Origin of the sequence: Lentibacter sp. XHP0401, from assembly GCF_025751535.1 — a bacterium.
In the GTDB taxonomy this organism is placed as follows: Bacteria; Pseudomonadota; Alphaproteobacteria; order Rhodobacterales; family Rhodobacteraceae; genus Lentibacter.
Genome location: NZ_JAOWLC010000006.1, coordinates 208253 through 225862, shown reverse-complemented (window position 1 = coordinate 225862; position 17610 = coordinate 208253). Strand labels below are relative to the sequence as shown.

The window sequence follows — 17610 nt, the reverse complement described above, 5'->3', positions numbered from 1 at the left end:
CTCAGTGGTTATGATGAGCCAACAACACTCTCTTATCAAATAACGCTATTTGGACCCATAAGCGCTGACGTCAGACAAGTTAAATGTAGATGATCCCGCTGGACGAACATCCATGACTCTTAGCTCGCTGTTAAAGCTGATGCTGTAAGCCCAGGAGCGAACGGTTTCGAAACCCGTTAGGCTTACAAACCAGTGAGGGTTTCGCTTTCGGTATTGGGTCGCCGTCCAACTGCCTACAAATCTTGTTTTTTTCTCGGGCCGAGCAGGGTACAGAACCGGCTGGATATCGCCAACGCGGAACCCGTGATACTTCATCCATTGTTGCACCAGGGTTGGATGATCAAGGCTACTAGCAACCCTGAACAGACAAACTCGGGAGCCGATCATGTACCCAGTTTTTTTCCAGTCCATCAAAAGCAAGTTGGGACTCTCTTTGCTGGCCTCGTCTTCGACCAAACAACTCCCCACATCAGGAAATTGCTCCAACGCATCTTCGAATTGGCTCCAGCGCGGATGGTTTTCATCAATCAGTTTGGTTGCAAACAGAAACGGTTCACTTTCTTGATTGGAGAGATGATCAAATGGGATCGGGCACTCGGGCCCAAGTTCACAATCAGGGAGTGTCAGGTGTTCTGGGAGAGGCGGTAGTTCAGGCTTGTTGTCTGCGGCACCCCGGTCAGGAAACAGTATTAGCAAAAAAGCAAACAACGCAGAGATAGCTAGAACCGGGGTTCGCGTCTGCACTTGTGAAACAATTTTCATGACAACAAACTTAACTTGAGCAGTATTCAGCTTTGATAAGAGCGCAGACGCTGATAAACGTCAAGTCTTAGAAACCAAACCGGAGTAGTCAAACCGCTTTGCTCCCCAATGGTCGGTGGTGGAATATCCAGGTGCGTTCAAAAACGCTCCTTTTTGACACGCCTGTAAAACACCCCGATTTCCGCTGTGACGTTCATCGTTATCTGGCGCGGTTTCTTCGGCGCTACGTGGCGCCGATGACCAGCGTGGAGCGGGCGGCCTCGACCACATCGTCGGTGACGAGCGAGAGTTCGTTGATCTTCAGGATGCGCTCGATCTGGACGAAGAGCCGATGCAGGAGGCGGAAGTTGCCGCCGGTGATCCGGGCAATGGATGCGATGGCCTGATGGTCGGTGAAGTCCGCGTCATCCAGTTGCAGACCGAGCTTGCGCCAGTGGCGGGTGAGCACGAAGGTCAGCTCGTCACCCTTCAGGGGCCGGTAGTGATGGGCGAAGCCGATCCGGCTATAGAGTTGCGGGTAGCGTTCCAGTTTGCGTTCCAGACCGGGCATACCGATCAGGATAACGCCGATGCCGGTACGGTCGAAGATATCGCGGATGTGTTCGAGGCTCTGGGTAGAGAGGCGCTCGGCCTCGTCGATGACAAGCAACTTGACCCCGTCCGTGTTCACGGGTTCCAGACCGACCCGGCCGGGGTGGAGCGCCAGGTCGATGCACCCCTCGATGCGGATAGTGGGCACTGTCAGAAGAAAACTTGTTGAGGCGGGCAGGGTGAGGAATTAGCGTTGCGGTATGATCAAACACAGCCCTTTCCGCTACTTCAAGACGAGCCCAGAGATCATCCGTTTAGCAGTGATTTAGCAGTGATGATGTACGTTCGTTTCCCGCTTTCGCTTCGTAATGTGGAGGATCTTTTGCATGAACGTGGTATCGACATCAGCCACGAAACGGTTCGGTTTTGGTGGAGCAGATTTGGCCCGTTGTTTGCCGCAGAGATCCGCAAGAAAAGTGTCAGTCAGATGCGCGCCTATTCGAATTGGCAATGGCACTTGGACGAGGTGTTCGTGAAGATTAACGGCGAGACGCATTATCTTTGGCGGGCAGTAGATCACGAAGGGGAAATCCTGGAAAGCTTCGTCACAAAACGCCGTGATCGCAAGGCTGCCTACAAATTTCTGATGAAAATCATGAAACGTCATGGCGGCGCAAGTATCTTTGTCACCGATAAGCTCCGTTCTTACAGCGCGGCGATGAAGGTGATCGGCAACGCTGATCGGCAAGAAACCGGGCGCTGGCTGAACAACAGAGCGGAGAATTCGCACCAGCCATTTCGAAGGCGGGAACGGGCTATGCTTCGATTTAGACGGATGCAAACCTTACAGAAATTTGTCGCCATTCACGCCTCAGTCCATAACCATTTCAATGCGGAGCGCCACCTCTACTCCAGAGACAACCTTAAGCTGAACAGAGCCGCCGCTCTCGCCGAGTGGCGTCAGCTCGGCGCTGCATAAGGGACAGCCCCGCTGTCCTTGCAGAGACTGGTTCGCATTCGTCTGACAGCACCTTCCGGCATTGTGCAGCCAACTGAATTGGATGATTAGCGCGAGCATCCGCGTTCTGGTCTCTAGTCTATGAACGGCTGTTTTCTTCAAGCTGGATCTCCACCCACGCAGATGCAGCAAACGACGGCTTCCCCACCTCAGCGAAAATCCCTACTCGGAAACAACCGCTTCGCTTGGTCGCGCGGGTGCATGGCGCGGGGGTGGGGGCGCGTGCGCGGCGCGTCGTCGGCTTGGGGTTCGGTCAGACCAACCGCGGTGTCCATCGGATGTCCGAGCCTGCCGAGGCGGTGCGAGACATCTTCAATGTGCTGCGCAATGAGATGCACCACGATGCCCTCGCGCTGCACCACGCCCGTGACACGCAGCAAACGCCCGCCCATCACCGCGCGGCGAAACTTTTTGTAGACCGTTTTCCATACCACCACATTTGACACGCCTGTTTCATCCTCAAGCGTTAGAAACACCACGCCTGACGCGGTACCGGGGCGTTGTCGCGTTATGACCAGACCGCAGACCGAAATGGCTTGCCCCGCAATCGGGCCAAGGGGTATGTCAGGCAGGGCGGCATGGGGGGTGAGGCCCGTCATCTCGGGGCGCAGCAACTCCATCGGATGCGCCTTGAGTGAAAGGCGCATCGAAACGTAATCTTCCACAACCTCTTCGCCCAAATGCATGGTCGGCAAATCGACAGGTGTTTCATGAATTCCTTCGCCCTCAATAGGATCGCTAAATAAGGGCAAAGGCGCGGTGCCTTTAATTGCCTTCACCGCCCAGAGCGCATTACGTCGCCCCATGCCGAGACCTGCGAAAGCATCCGCCTCGGCCAGCCGCTCCAGAACCGCAGACCCAATCCCTGCGCGCAGCCACAGCGCCTCTGGGTCGGGATAGCCGTTGCCTCGTGCGGCGACGATCCATGCGGCATCCTCTTCGCGGAAGCCTTTGATCTGGCGAAACCCGAGCCTGAGCGCCAGCGACCCGTCGGCACGTTTCTCCAAAATGCTGTCCCATGCGCTGGCGTTCACACAAACGGGGCGTACCTCGATCTGATGCTCGCGGGCATCACGCACGATCTGGGCGGGGGCGTAAAACCCCATTGGTTGGGAATTGAGCAACGCGCAAGCAAAAGCAGCGGGGTGATGGCGTTTGAGCCACGCAGAAACATAGGCGAGCATTGCAAATGCCGCCGCATGGCTTTCGGGAAACCCGTATTCGCCAAAGCCTTCGATCTGGGAAAAACAGCTCTCTGCAAAGGCGCGTTCATACCCGCGCACCAACATGCCGCTGATAAACTTATCGCGCAGCTGGCCAATGGTGCCCATCCGTCGAAACGTCGCCATGGAGCGGCGCAGCTCGTCGGCCTCGGAGGGCGAAAACCCTGCCGCGACCACAGCGATTTGCATGGCTTGCTCTTGAAAGAGCGGCACGCCGAGGGTTTTACCAAGCACCTTCTCTAGTGCATCAGAAGGAAAGCTGACAGGCTCTTTGCCCTGGCGGCGGTTGATATACGGATGCACCATACCGCCTTGGATCGGACCGGGGCGCACGATGGCGACCTCGATCACCAGATCATAAAATTCGCGCGGCTTCATGCGTGGCAGAAAATTCATCTGGGCGCGGCTTTCCACCTGAAACACTCCAATGGCGTCGGCCGCGCAGAGCATATCATAGGTCGGCCCATCAGATTGCGGCACGGTCGCTATGCTGTAATGTTCTCCGCCATGCTGCGCGATCAAATCAAAGCTCTTGCGAATACAGGTGAGCATTCCGAGCGACAGGATGTCGACCTTGAGAATGCCGAGTGCGTCGATGTCATCCTTGTCCCACTCAATAATCGTGCGGTCCTCCATTGCCGCGTTTTCAATCGGACAGAGTTCGTCCAACCGCCCCTTGGTGATGATAAAACCGCCGACATGCTGGCTCAGGTGGCGCGGAAACCCGATGATTTCCCCGATGAGTTTAATCGTTTGCGCAAGGCGCGGATCGCTCATATCGAGGCCCAGCTCCTTAATCCGTTCAGGGTCCGCGCCGCTGTTCCCCGAGCCCCATATTTGGCCCGAGAGGCTGGCCGTGACATCCTTGGACAACCCCATGACTTTGCCCACTTCCGCGATGGCGGCACGCGAGCGGAAATGGATCACCGTGGCGCATAGCCCCGCGCGGTGACGACCGTATTTGGCGTAGATATGCTGGATGACCTCCTCACGGCGTTCATGTTCGAAATCCACGTCAATATCCGGCGGTTCGCCGCGATGCTCGGAGACGAAACGCTCCACCACCATAGTGATGGTTTCAGGGCTGACATCGGTGATGCCCAAGAGGTAGCACAGGATGGAGTTGGCCGCCGAACCGCGCCCCTGACACAGGATGCCCTGAGACCGTGCGAATTGAACGATGTCATGCACCGTGAGGAAATAGGCGGGGAAGTCGAGTGCCTTGATCAAGGCCAGCTCTTTGTTCATCTGTGCGATGGCGGTGTCCGGCGCGCCCTGTGGATAGCGGGTTTTCAGCCCCTCACGCGCCAATCGCGCCAAGCGATCTTGAGGCGGTTCATCGTTTGCGATTTCATCCGGGTATTCGTAGCTCAACTCGGACAGGCAAAAGCTCGATTTGGCGGCGATCTCAACAGTGCGGCGTAAGGCGGCAGGATGACGCTCAAATAGGCGTTTCATATCGGCCTCCCCTTTGAGGCGGCGCTCAGAGTTGGGCAGCGCGCGTGTGCCGATCTCGTCGATGGTGATGTGTTCGCGCAGGCAGGTCAGCACATCGGCCAACTGCCGCCGCGATCCGTGATGCATGAGCACATCCCCGACGGCCACCATCGGCGCGGCGGTGCGATGCGCGAGGGTGGCGCAGGCATCAAAATAGCGCTGATCGCTGCCGTCATAGCGAGGGGTCGCGCCGACAAAGACATCTGCGGGGAAGTGCTTTTTGAGGGTGGCGATCTCAGTCACACTGGCCTTTAGCGCCTGTTGTGGCAGGGCAATCAGGCTCATCCCCGCGCAGCCCTGTGACAAGTCGCACAAATCCAAATAACACGCGCCTTTGGGGGCACGTCGTTTGCCAAGGGTCAGCAGTCGTGTCAGCCGCGCATAGGCCGCGCGATCTTGTGGCAGGGCAATCCAATGCGTATCACTGCCGCGCAGGACCAGACGCGCGCCAATGATCAGCTTGGGCAGCGGGGCGCCGTCGCCAAGTTCACGGCGCAATTCCTTGAGCGCGGAATACGCCCGGACGACACCCGCCAGCGAGTTGTGGTCAGTGATGGCCACGCCGGTCAACCTCAGAGCGGCGGCGCGGGTGATCAGTTCCTCCGGATGCGAGGCGCCACGTAGGAATGTGAAGTTTGAGGTGCAGCATAGCTCTGCATATCCCGGATCGAGAGATGCGTTTCGGACTGTCATGCGAATTCGCCTTGCACGAACCAGCCGGGGTTTTGTGGTGTGTAGAACAGCCACAGCCGCCGCCCTTCGCGCGTGTCCACTTTCCAATAGTCGCGCAGACCAGACCGCCAGTTGTCGTCAGGCAGCCACCATTCGGGGGCGATGCGCTCGGGGCCTATTGCGCGCCCTGTTGTCAGCGACATGCGCCGCCACCGAAACTGTGCAGGCGGCCTTGATCCAACTGCGGCAATAGACTCGGGCGCAAACAGGCGCAAAGGGCGCGGGCGCAGGCTGGCCCATGATTCCGACGCGGTGCTATACGCCGCAGGCACACTTTGAAAGCTACGTTCTGGGATGTGGCTGTCCGCTGGCAAAAACCTCTGGATATTGTCGAGCCCAATGCGGTTGCCAAGGCGCGTGATCAGATCCTCCAAACCATCGGGGCGCGATGCCGTGGTCGAGGTGATCTGTGCGTCCATCAAGCGCTCGACCTGTGTGGCCTCAAGGCGCAGCTGGTCAATGCCATAGCCCGCATCCACCGCGTCAACGCCACGTGCGAACAGTGGCAAGATCCGTGCGGCATCGCGCATGGGGGCCGCCAAGCGCAACTCGACCATTTGTGCGCCTTGATCGACGCGGCGCAGGGTCAGTTGCAATTGCCGCGCGCCCATATCCTGATCTTTGAGCTTGTCGCACAACCGGACCAAAAGGCGCTCGGCGCCCATCATGACGTCTTCGACCAATCCAATCGGGTCGGGTAACGTTAGGCGCACGCCATAGTGTGGCGCCTCTCCCAGAGGCGTGATGGCCTCATCCTGCGCGCCCATCGCTTGATCCAGGCGGAGCACCACGTCTGGGCCAAACCGTCGTGCAAGAGTCGCGCGCGGCAAGGCCATCAGGTCGCGGATCGTTCGCAGCCCAAGACGTTGTAGAGCCGTGTCGGATTTTGCATCAAGGCGCAGGGCGGCCACAGGCAAGGAGGTGATATCCGCAGTGGGGGCGGGAGCATGATGCGTGAGCGCCCAAGCTGCACCGCGCGTATCAGCTGCGGCAATCCGCCCGCTCACCCCCGCTCGGGCCAGGCGGTGACGCATGTCGTCAAGCATCTGCGCCTCGCCGCCAAACAGATGCGCCGACCCAGTGATGTTGAGCATCAGCCCATCCGTGCCATCCAAGCCGACCCATGGGCAGTAGCGCTTGCTCCACCGCGCCAACGTATGCAGGAACTTAATATCGGCGACCCAGTTGGCCGGGTGGCTTTGCAGATCGGGGCAGTAAGCCCGTGCATCCGAGAACCCCATGCCGCGATGCAGACCTTGGGCCTCCGCCGCTTGGTTCAGGCAATAAATACGGTCGGTGTTTTTCTCATGGTGGATAAGGGCGAACGGGCGGTTGTCATCGGCGATGTGCCGCAGGCCTGCGCGTAGAACCCTATCGCTGGGCAACCTCGGAAACCACATTGATACGACGCGTTTGCGCATCCCACTTCACCGACCACGCACCTAATGTTCCTGATTTGTTCTTTATAATTTTCCACCGTTGGAGAGTCGAGTCCTCGCTTTGCGTGTCGAAGAGTGGCGCGGCTTTCCAGCGCGTTTCGGCGGCGTTTGACCCCATACCCTCGGGGATAAGACACAGACCAGTCGTTCCGCCGGCTTTGGCCGCCAATTGCAACCGCCGTCCCTCCCGCAGGTTCAAAGGGCGGGTTATCTCGAGGACAATAAAGGGCAACGCCCCATCCTTGAGCGCTTCCTCTGCTACGGCCAATGCGTCGGCTTGGTTCTTGGGGTGGGCGAGGAGCAGGTCCGCAGGATTGAGAAAGGACATCAGGCCTTGCGGTGCGGCCGTGTCGGTTAGCCAGCTTTCGCGGATCCAAAGGCAACGGCGCTGAGCGGCCATGGCGGCAAAGCCCATAGCACCTGCCCCGCAGACCTCATGGACGCGGGCAGGGCGCAGGGGGAAGACGTTTTGGAAAGTGACTCGCATAGAGGGAACATAAAGGGAACATTCAGGTGCGGCAATGTTTCCGTTTTGTGTATGCTCATCGCTTGAAACATGGTGCTGCTTTAGTTGGTTTTAGCACCTGACACGAACGGCCCTAAGTTGACATACGATTAGACCGCAGCAACGGCAGGTTTAAGTCTTTAATATCCAATGCCCCTGTTAGAGCAAACTGGCTTGAGCCGGGCAGGGCGCTCACCTAGGCTTTCGAAATGACAAAGCGCTCCCCTTTTCGGTATTTTAAAACCAGCTCTGAGATCATCCGCCTTGCGGTCATGCTCTATGTTAGGTTTCCGTATCGCTTCGGAATGTCGAGGATCTGCTGCATGAACGGGGCGTCGATGTCAGCCATGAAACTATCCGTTTCTGGTGGAACCGGTTTGGCCCAATTTTTGCTGCGGAAATACGTAAAAGGCGTGCCCAGAAGTTTTGGGCACATTCAAACTTGCAGTGGCACCTGGACGAAATTTTCGTGAAGATCAATGGCGTGACACACTATCTTTGGCGGGCGGTTGATCACGAAGGTGAGGTGCTGGAAAGCTACGTCACCAAACGCCGTGATCGTAAAGCGGCTTTGAAATTCCTCAGAAAATCAATGAAGCGTTACGGCCCACCAGAGATCATCGTAACGGACAAATTACCGTCTTACGGCGTGACCTGAGCCCCAAGTTTCCTCCAGCTTCGCGCAGAGTCCTCGGGGTTAAATCTTTGGCCTTAGGCAGCCATCTTGTCCATCGCCTTTCTGTGCAAAAATTCCATCGGTGTCAGGTTGCCCAGTGCTGAATGTGGTCTTCGCCAGTTGTAATCCTCCTGCCATTCTTCAAGCGTTTTGCGGGCATCGCGCAATGTACCGAACAGCGTTTCGTTGAGGCATTCGTCCCTCAGCTTGCCGTTGAAGCTTTCGATGAAGCCGTTCTGTTGGGGTTTTCCAGGCGCGATGTAGTGCCAATCAATGCCTGTGTCCTGCACCCATTTGAGGATCGCCATGCTGGTGAACTCAGTGCCGTAACACCTTCGGAATGTCATTGATTGAGAGGCTTTGAACGCCTGCGTAGTCTTCGTGTAACGAAGCAGGTGGTCATAGCCGTGCCTCAGGTCCCTACAGTGGTTTTGCACAAACCACACTGCAAAGGAGACCGACTATGACCGAGACCAGTATTGCACAGAACCCGCCCATTTTGGCGGCGATCGATATCGCGAAGGCGCGTCATGAAGTTCTAATTGCCATTCCCGGCAAGAAGCGACGCCGTAGATTGAAAGCGGCGCACCTTTTCGCCCTTTTCTCCGATGAAAGTCAGGAACTTAACATCCATCTGGATGTGATGACCTCCCTCTCGGGACATTGCTGCGCAATACCCTGTCAGGCAATGGGCGCCTGCTTCTGATAACGCTTGGTATGGACTTTTCGCATGCGGGTGCCACGTGGAAGGCGGTTTAGCCCATGCCGGCGCAGAATGCGCTAAACGGTTGCGTCAGATATCTTGATGCCGTGATAGCGCTCCAGATACCAAACGATCCGCATGGGACCGAGGTGGTATTTGCGACGAAGATAAAGCACCTTTTCCTCGCGCTCCGGTGGCGTTCTGTTCGCGTGCCATTTGGGGATGGGCGGCGCATTGATTAGCCCTGCTTCGCCGTGTTCTGCATAGGCTTTGCGCCAGCGGTAAAAACTGGCGCGACCGATCCCGAAATAGCGGCAGGTTTTGGCAACATGGCCGATCTCTTCGGCGTATCGCAGTATCCGTAACTTGCGTTGTATCTCGCGTTGATCTTTATTCATGATCATCTCCTTCTTCCCGGTGCCGGGAGGTTAAAGGAAATGTCTCGCGAGTAACGGCATATCTACAGACAGCTTAGAATCTGGCGCTTCGCTACAAAGGAAGGCGGCATTACTTTGGGTTATCCACGTGAACATGCCCAAGGCGGATGATACTCCACGGAAATTTGCCCAAACCTGTGTGCTTTACTACGCAATAGGCACCAATTGTTACCCTGTATACAACAAGCGGAATGCCCGCTAAGCAAAGGTGACCTTAATGAGCAAGACGACCCTTCAAATGTGCTATGATTTTCATACTATCGACGGCCAGCCTTTCAATAAAGAGATTGTCATAACGATGGCTAAGGCGCTCGACGTAACAGTGATATTGCCCACAGAGAAAATTGAGGCTGAGGAGTACTGGGGAGCTACAGGCCATTTTGTTGAGCTTTACGATGTAGCCGGGTTCGATCTTAAAATGGCTATCGGGTTCAACCAGAATACACTCCGTGCTTGCGGTCGGCTCCTGACACCCTATCAAGTCAAGGATGCAGGCATTACGCATGACATCCACGTCAACGGTGAGTATTTTGATATGATGAATTTTGAATATCGGTACGGCGAATTGCTTGGCGTGTTTCCTAGTCCGCGATATGGTGATCGCTCAAAAGACCATTGAACGCAAGAGAGGCCAGTTGGGCTAGAATTTTGACTGCTGCCCGGTAGGTAGGCCGACATTCGAAAGACAAACCCTTTATTTTCCTACGATTGGGTATTAGCTCAAATTTTGCACATCAGAATAGGTAGGTTACGGCGGCTGTGCCCTCTCGCAACCAAAAAAACTATACTTTGCATAACCTCCTGTTCACAGGAGGTTTTTTGCTGTCCAGATTTACCGGAAACCCCGTGACCCATCGATAAAATGCCGGAAAGAACACCGCGAACCTATATTGGTGGGGCCATCCGATTGCCGTCTGTCGGGATTGGCGTCACCACGATTTTCTCAACCAAGCTACGAAGTTCTTCCCGTACATCGCTTTTATTGCTGAGCGTGACCAAGCCTTTGATGAAAGGGGACTGTTGCATTAAGTTGATTAGCGCTTGTTCGGGCCAGTTGTGCGGTCAATCCAAACAGTTGATTGGCGAAGGTAACTTCGCCCCTGACGCCCTGTTGCTTTGTATCGACATGTCCATTCTTGATCGTTCTGGCGGGTCCGCTACTTGAGGAATTGCTTTTGCAGATCGCAAGGACCTGAAGTTTTGTCGGTACCCGAGTAATCGCTTTAGTGCAGCATGACCGCTCTCGACGTGATTATTAAGATACCTGCGATCAATGTGCGTGATGGAGACGGGCGATGCATAGCTGTCATCAACACTTCGCTCTGGAAGCATTTCCTCAACGTTTCGAAAACTCAACGGGAAGCGAAAGTAGAGCCAGACAGCCCTCGGAATGATTGCCCGTGAATATCGGTGGTGCGCGTAGGATATATTGCTCGTTCAACGACAATAATACGTCGTTGCGCCGATCGCCAAGTTAACGTGACAATGCCCTATTGCAGCTGCATGGCCAAGGTTTGGTTTCGTTGGCCGGTCATTTCCATCAGGCATAGCGCTAGGTTCCAACGGATGAAATCGTCGTTCAGATCGACGCGCTCAGGGCGACAGACACGGTCGCGTGCGCGGATCCATGCGCGCTGTTCCTCCAATACGACGTCGCCCAGTTTCTTCCGGGCGGCGCTGTATAGCGCGCCAAGGTGGCCGTCGGCATCTGCCAAAGCGGGGAATTTGCAGATCACGTTTGCGGCTGGATCGAGATTGCCGTCGCAATCGAAGCTGGGCCCCTTTATGTCACTTGTCCAATCGGGCAGCCACTCTGGAAATGCAGCATACAGTTCCGGTGCCCTGGACCAACTGCCCACATCTCCGAGTAAAAGGTATCGGTTGATTGGGTAACCTTGCTCGAAATCGAGAACGCGAATCTCGGTCAGATCGGCACCCCGGCCACGAACGTAGGTCCCTTCTCCATCAGGATAGTGGATATTACCGTTAAAGGTGCGCGCGTACCACTGACCGTCGTCGCCACGATAAGCGCTACACTGGATGGGGCCGATACCTGAAAGAATCCCTTCGGTGAAAAACGCGTCCGGATCATTTCCTGGCACCATGCGGTGGTGGGTGGCGTAGCCTATCATCTCCGAGGTGACTTCAGGGAATCTACCTTGCGCGAATTTCGTGGAGGTGGCGGTCCAGGTTCCATCCGCCGACAGATTTGGATTTGTGAGTGACTCCACGGACGAAGCAAGGCCTACCTGGAAAGCGCGACCGGTATTCGCTTGAACCAGAAAGCTGCATGCGGCGCTTGCACCAACACCCGTAATCTCTGCCGGGTATTCCAAAGTAGATGTCAGTACGTTGGCTTTGATCTGTGTGGCTACGAGGTAACTATCAACTAGGACAAACCGCTCCTCTATTGGCCGTGTGTCACCAATATAGCTGTCTTTCGTTAGCATGCCGAATACGAAATCGGATGAGATTTGCCAGTCTGAAATCCGTCCTGCGATCTCATTAATCGCGGCTTGCGCTTGACCGTAGAAACTTTGCGCCATTTGCTGAGTGAGGCCATCTGTCAAAGGTGTGCCTGCCGGGATTTGAATCCCTGTCGGGATCTCAGAAAACGGGGCATGGAACCCAAGCACTCCGTCGACGTGAATGTAACGGCTTGGCCAACTAGGTATACCACGCAAGACGATGGCGCTGCCCCCTAGGAACGCGATCGCGCAAGAAGAGAGGCAACGGTCGTCAGGCCCCACAAATGTGGCGGCCGCGAGCCCGGATATCATGTCTGCGATCGCAAGGCCTTCGTAGAAGTCGCCGCCGTCACTGTTGAATGATACGACAATGTCTTTGAACATGTCGACGGTCCAGTTTGGCTTCTCTTCCCGCAGCATTGCCCCGAGCTTGTCGGCGTCCCCCTTTTCGATCGGACCTTCGACGCGTAAATGCGGTATCGTGGCAAAGGATTTGACATCACCTGCCGCTGTGGGATCGCCGATGGTCTCGGCTGGATAGACGTATTTGAAATCGGCTTCTATTGGGGGCGCCCAATAGATATCGGCCGCCAGAGCAGATGTTGCGTTCAAAGTACAGGTTATGAGAGCGGGAATCAGTCTTGAAGCCATCGGAAACATGTTCCTCTCTTTACATACTCTTCGAGCGCGACCCCGAGGCCACTGCTGCCTAATGTGTCGCGTGTTTCGTCTATGAGTGGGCCGTAGAGTTCGTGAAAGCTCGTGGCATATTCGCAAATCGACTGATTGGTGGTTTTCGGGTCGCATTGGGCAAACATGTTGAACATGTCCCGATTGAAAGGAGGTTTTGCGCAGATTGCCAAGCGGTCGAGGCTATCGGTTAATTCTGCGATTGCGAGCCGGACCTCTTTTTGGCCTGCTTGGCCTAACTCGCCGACGATCGTGTTCCTGATAAATGCCTGTATAGGAGCGCTGGTTGCACCGTAGCCGGCTTCCTGCAAAAGACGCACGTCGTCCCAATGGGTATACCATCGGTCATTGAGAAAGCGTCGGTTCTCTCCGAGTTGGCCCTGGCTGAACTCTTGCACTAGCGACATCGCGGTATCGACGTGTCGGTCGATTCGAGTAAGCGAAAGCTCGAACACTGCGTAGGTACCTGCGAGTATGAGTGCGATAAATTTGGCCGTCTCAAGGTTGGCGAGGCGCTTGGCGAAGCGCCGCGTGGCCGATCCCCGCTGAGGGTGTTCCGACTTTTTACCGCCCGCATTCATTCAGCTTGAGCTCCGCTACCTTGTCCTCTACATCACCTGAAACCCCTTTCCAAATGAAGCTGGTGCTTTCCTTGGCGTCCACCACTTCGTCAAATCTGTCGCGTATACAAGTGATCTGGTCCCGAGAAAGAACGACGACCACGGCCTTCATATTGGCAGGGAGGTTGCCGAGCCCGGGCAGATCCCGCATCTGCTTTTCGGTGAAACGGATGACACTGTCTTGAAGCGAATTCCGCGTGCTGCTTGAACTGATCTGCCCCGGAGCCGGCTTGACGATATTGTCCTCGCAGAATCCGACAAAGACCAGACTCGGTCCGTCACCGATGGTATCTAGATACATGTCTGCCTTAGTCTTCAGGCACTCGGCTTGACTAAGGTAGAGCAGTGGACCGTATGTTTCAGGTCCAGCGGCAGCATTCTGCGCAGCAACGTAATCGGACACGAGGCCGCCAAGAAGAAATGCCGAAATGAATGCTCTGAAAGGCGATGAACAATTTCGCATGGTAAAGCATACCAAACAGAGCGAGGATATCAAAACTCAAAATTGCTATGAATTACGTCGTGCGGACCTTCACGAGGATACTGTTGGGCAAATTAGGTTGAGGCAGGCAAGGCGAGCAATTAGCTTTGCGGAGATAGAAAACGCACCCTGCATTCGCAGCTTTCAGTCTCACTTTATACTCTCGAACAGTTTTATGTGGCCAAATCTGAGCACGGATCAGAAGGAAGAGAACATGGATATGGTAGCCAGCGCAAATCAAAGCTTTCGCGAGTAGCCGAGGCCTGCGGGTCAAAATTGACAGGATTGATGCAGAATTCATTGCGCAGTTTATGGCCTTCCGGCCTGATGCGGAGCTTAGCCCCCCACAAAAAATACAGCCTATCAAGTATTTAGCGGATATGTGCGGCCAGCTATGTGCGGCCAGCGGGCAATTGGCGATGGTCGGCGACTGCTGAGGCATGTGCTGTTTCAGGTGACGCTCGTTGCCAGCCATCACAACCCAGTTCCGAAACTGTAGATATGCCGTTCATCAATGGAAAGGCTCACTACCTGAAGTTGCATTGCTGCAACTGGTAAAAGTTTCTGGGCGAGTAGCGTGTAAAATGTGGTGAACTTGTGTGTATTCATTAAAGTCGTGTGAAGTGCGAACGGTAGCGATTGAACGGGTTGTATTTCCCAAGTTTGAAAGCTGGCCAAGCAAAAAGTTGGCTAAAGGATTCAGTTTTTCTGGAGTTATGTTCATCAGGGTTGTGTAAATAAACTTTCAAGCCTATCAGCGATACTCCGCAATCAAACCATTAGGGGGTCTTGATCAAGGAAAGCCAAGTGGCAGGTGGTGAACGAAGACTATACTGATGAGAAAAGCACATAGACGCAGGGATATTTTTGCTGAGTTCGTAGGCAGGTTTCTCTGAGAGTTTTCCATCTAGATAATCGATGAACGGGAGCATGAGTGTTTTACAGAATAGAAGTTTTTGTAGCCGCCTTTTGTCTGGTTTTAGCCAGTAGCCTTTACCTTATTAGCAGCCATAAAAACGCCGAAGTCGCTAACAGAGAGTTCCAGACGCAAGTCGACGATCATGTTCGCACGCTTCAAACGCGGATTTCTACATATACACAGAGTATGAAAGGGGTTGCGGCCCTCTTGAACTCTTCGGAGTATATTACGGTAAAAGATTTCGAAATTTATGTAAGCTCTCTTGAGATTTTCGAGCAGCTCCCCGGAATTGCCGGAATCGGACTAGTCGTAAAAGTGCCTCATGCAGAACTTGAAGACCTCGTTAATGAAATGCGGGAACAAAACCAGCAGAGCTTCACCCTTCGCAAGCTTTCTAACGAACCTGTTCATTACATCATCAAGCATATGTACCCTGAGGCGGGCAACGAAGCCGCTATCGGGCTTGATGTGACCTACTCTAAAGACATCAAAAAAGTCTTGGATCGCGCGCGCACGACCAGATCAACACTGATGTCACATCCCCTCAAACTTGTACAGCAAGGGGTAGGGCATGCGCCTGGTTTTGTGCTCTATATGCCTGTCTACAAGCGCAACTTGAGTGAAGGAGATGGCGACGGGTTCCGTGGTTGGGTTGAGGCCCCATTTGTCGCGGAAAATCTGTTTTTCAGACTATCGTCTGGCGCAGGCCAAAGCTACCATCTGAGGGTGGTGGATGCTGAAAGTTCCGAGAACAGCACGTTGCTTTTTGATAGCGCAGATAGCGAAACGGAACACGGACAGTATGTGTCCATTCGGGAAATCAATCTTTTCGGGCGGACATGGACGCTAACCTACAACAGCACCCCCCAATTTGATCGCGCATTTCTGGCTTTTCAACCAATCGGTATCCTGATTGTCAGTCTCATCTTGACCATACTTTTGCTTATGTATCTCAGAAGCAAACGGCTTCGTGCTCAAGCTTTGAGTGAGATTACTGCTTTACGCTCCCGTAAAATTACGGCGCAAGAAGAAGAAAATAAGGCGATCATTGAAAATGCGGTGACGCCCGTGTTCGTCTTAGACAGTAGGGATAGCGTTGTGTTTGCGAACCAAGCGGCGCTTAACTGCTTTGGCTATACCCACTCAGAGATCATTGGAGAGATGCACTTCTCGTCTCTGGTTAAGGATAATGAAGACCAGTCAGACAGCTACAATGCGTTGGGAAAAACGAAGTCTGGCGAGATTCTAGAGCTGGACGTGCAGCGTAACAGTTGGAAAACGCACGATTGTGAAACACGTACCACCGCCATTATTCGCGATCTTACTGAACAGAATGATGCCCAACGGGAGTTAAAGCGCAGTCGGACATTGTTTGATTTGGCGTTGAGAGGGGCAAAAATTGGGGTGTTTGATGTCGATCTGAGAACAGGTAAGTCCCAGGTGTCTCAAACGTGGTGCCGTATCATGGGGGCTGATGACACCTGTGAAGGTATGGACGGGGACACGCAGCGCTTCTTTCTATCGCGTATTCACCCGGATGATAAGGCCATCCTTACAACGGCTGATCAGAATTGTATTGAGGGTAAAACGACCAGATCAATCGCAGAGTATCGCGTGAAGACATTGGATGGCACCTGGCGCTGGATGAGATCAGATTCTAGTGCGGTGACACGCGATAAAAATGGCAAAGCCACGCGTTTGGTTGGTACACAAATAGACGTCACCGAGCTTCGGCATGACAAAAATGCACTTGAGTCCAGTGAACGGAAGTTCCGGCAGGTTTTGGCACATGCGCCTATCGGCATGGCTCTCTTGGATTATAATGGTAAATTCACTGGGGTAAACGATGCCTTTTGCCAAATGGCAGGGATGACTACTGACGAGCTTATCGATCAGGCGCGGTTATCTGATCTTATGCCTTATGAGGAGCGCAAAGAAGTTTATAGCGCGATCACGTCATTGATGGAGAATGGAAGTGCTGCTGTTTATACGGCCGAGCATCGGATTTTACATGCGAAAGGGGGCGAAAGCTGGGGTTTGGTCAACGTTTCGTGGTCATACGATAAAAATACTAACAGTCCATTTTTCATCGCCCAGATAATCGATATTACCGAGAAGAAGAAACTGGACAAGATTAAGAATGAATTTGTCTCTACGGTGAGCCATGAACTGCGAACGCCCCTTACTTCTATTAAGGGCGCGCTTGGGTTGCTGACGGCATCAAAAACTAAAAACTTCACCACGGCAGAAACGCGGCTGGTCGAAATCGCGAGTTCAAATGCAGATAGATTGACTGATATTGTTAACGATATCCTTGACCTGGAAAAAATATCCTCTGGTGAATTAACGTTCAATTTTCAAGACGTAAACTTCTCCACCATGATTGAGTCGACCGTAAAAGACATGATGCCTTTTGCGGTGACCCATAAAAACAAGCTAAAGGTTGAATTGCCCAAAGAGCCCCTAGTCGCCCGTGCCGATCAGGGCAGGGCACGCCAGGTTCTTGCAAACCTGATTTCGAATGCCTGTAAATACTCCGATCAAGAAACAGAGGTGCAGATCAGAGCCGAAATAATTGAGGGTATGGCATTTGTTTATATCCAGAATTCAGGGCCAGGGGTGCCGGAAAGTTTCAAACCAAACATCTTTAAAGCATTTTCACAGGCTGATAGCTCCGACACCCGGGCAAAAGGTGGCACTGGGCTTGGGCTTAATATATCGCGACAGATTGTTTTGCGCCACAACGGTCAGATCGACTTTGAGAGCAGTCCGGGCGGTGTCACAGTTTTTTGGTTCGCAATCCCGGTTTCGGAGCCAGATGAACAGTGACGTAATTGGGGGGACTGCCTTTCCACCAAACCGTTGCTACAGTGGCAATGGAGGTGAAAAGGAAAGGGACATTCTAGGTG

Annotated in this window: 12 protein-coding genes and 3 pseudogenes; 4 read left to right on the top strand and 11 right to left on the bottom strand. The window is 54.0% G+C overall.

What is annotated here, in order from left to right:
* Positions 1 to 45: 45 nt before the first annotated feature.
* Together OE750_RS10065 and OE750_RS10060 are read right to left on the bottom strand one after the other, a co-directional pair.
* Positions 46 to 762, bottom strand: a complete 717-nt coding sequence (locus OE750_RS10065) for a hypothetical protein (RefSeq protein WP_263764041.1) — start codon at positions 760 to 762, stop codon at positions 46 to 48.
* Positions 763 to 985: 223 nt separating this feature from the next.
* Entirely contained in the window at positions 986 to 1501 is a 516-nt protein-coding gene (locus tag OE750_RS10060) for an AAA family ATPase (RefSeq protein WP_263764040.1), read from the bottom strand.
* 126 nt (positions 1502 to 1627) lie between these two features.
* On the opposite strand from OE750_RS10060, the gene OE750_RS10055 reads away from it, so the two are divergent.
* A complete protein-coding gene (locus OE750_RS10055) occupies positions 1628 to 2272 on the top strand; it encodes an IS6 family transposase (protein ID WP_263764052.1) in 645 nt (214 codons plus the stop codon).
* A gap of 188 nt (positions 2273 to 2460) precedes the next feature.
* On the opposite strand, the gene OE750_RS10050 is transcribed toward OE750_RS10055, so the two are convergent.
* From OE750_RS10050 to OE750_RS10040, 3 genes are read right to left on the bottom strand one after another with little or no spacing between them, the layout of a single operon-like run.
* The gene (locus tag OE750_RS10050) at positions 2461 to 5724 is read right to left on the bottom strand and encodes an error-prone DNA polymerase (protein WP_263764039.1); all 3264 of its coding nucleotides are present in this window, start codon (positions 5722 to 5724) and stop codon (positions 2461 to 2463) included.
* Entirely contained in the window at positions 5721 to 7184 is a 1464-nt protein-coding gene (locus OE750_RS10045; protein WP_412176219.1) for a Y-family DNA polymerase, read from the bottom strand. The genes OE750_RS10050 and OE750_RS10045 overlap by 4 nt, the downstream gene beginning before the upstream one ends.
* Positions 7135 to 7689: an ImuA family protein gene (locus tag OE750_RS10040; protein ID WP_263764038.1), complete on the bottom strand. Its 555-nt coding sequence runs from the start codon at positions 7687 to 7689 to the stop codon at positions 7135 to 7137. Before OE750_RS10040 ends, OE750_RS10045 begins: the two co-directional genes overlap by 50 nt.
* Before the next feature lie 227 nt (positions 7690 to 7916).
* On the opposite strand from OE750_RS10040, the pseudogene OE750_RS10035 reads away from it, so the two are divergent.
* Positions 7917 to 8356 (top strand): annotated as a pseudogene (locus OE750_RS10035) (IS6 family transposase); the annotation flags it as partial.
* Positions 8357 to 8418: 62 nt separating this feature from the next.
* On the opposite strand, the pseudogene OE750_RS18200 reads toward OE750_RS10035, so the two are convergent.
* Positions 8419 to 9484, bottom strand: a pseudogene (locus OE750_RS18200) (integrase core domain-containing protein).
* Positions 9485 to 9740: 256 nt separating this feature from the next.
* On the opposite strand from OE750_RS18200, the gene OE750_RS10020 reads away from it, so the two are divergent.
* Complete coding sequence (locus OE750_RS10020; RefSeq protein WP_263764037.1) at positions 9741 to 10142, top strand: hypothetical protein; 402 nt, start codon at positions 9741 to 9743, stop codon at positions 10140 to 10142.
* Positions 10143 to 10585: 443 nt separating this feature from the next.
* Here the strand turns inward: OE750_RS10020 and OE750_RS18195 are convergent, their stop codons facing one another.
* From OE750_RS18195 to OE750_RS10000, 5 genes and pseudogenes are all read right to left on the bottom strand, one after another.
* Positions 10586 to 10855, bottom strand: a complete 270-nt coding sequence (locus OE750_RS18195; RefSeq protein WP_412176221.1) for a DDE-type integrase/transposase/recombinase — start codon at positions 10853 to 10855, stop codon at positions 10586 to 10588.
* Positions 10835 to 10918: pseudogene (locus OE750_RS10015) on the bottom strand (IS6 family transposase); the annotation flags it as partial. The gene OE750_RS18195 and the pseudogene OE750_RS10015, both read right to left, overlap by 21 nt.
* 95 nt (positions 10919 to 11013) lie before the next feature.
* On the bottom strand, positions 11014 to 12651 hold the full coding sequence (locus OE750_RS10010; protein ID WP_263764036.1) for a lysozyme inhibitor LprI family protein: 1638 nt from the start codon (positions 12649 to 12651) through the stop codon (positions 11014 to 11016).
* On the bottom strand, positions 12627 to 13262 hold the full coding sequence (locus OE750_RS10005; RefSeq protein ID WP_263764035.1) for a hypothetical protein: 636 nt from the start codon (positions 13260 to 13262) through the stop codon (positions 12627 to 12629). The genes OE750_RS10010 and OE750_RS10005 overlap by 25 nt, the downstream gene beginning before the upstream one ends.
* On the bottom strand, positions 13246 to 13602 hold the full coding sequence (locus tag OE750_RS10000) for a hypothetical protein (protein WP_263764034.1): 357 nt from the start codon (positions 13600 to 13602) through the stop codon (positions 13246 to 13248). The genes OE750_RS10005 and OE750_RS10000 overlap by 17 nt, the downstream gene beginning before the upstream one ends.
* Before the next feature lie 1114 nt (positions 13603 to 14716).
* On the opposite strand from OE750_RS10000, the gene OE750_RS09995 reads away from it, so the two are divergent.
* Entirely contained in the window at positions 14717 to 17530 is a 2814-nt protein-coding gene (locus tag OE750_RS09995) for a PAS domain S-box protein (protein WP_263764033.1), read from the top strand.
* Positions 17531 to 17610: the final 80 nt, after the last annotated feature.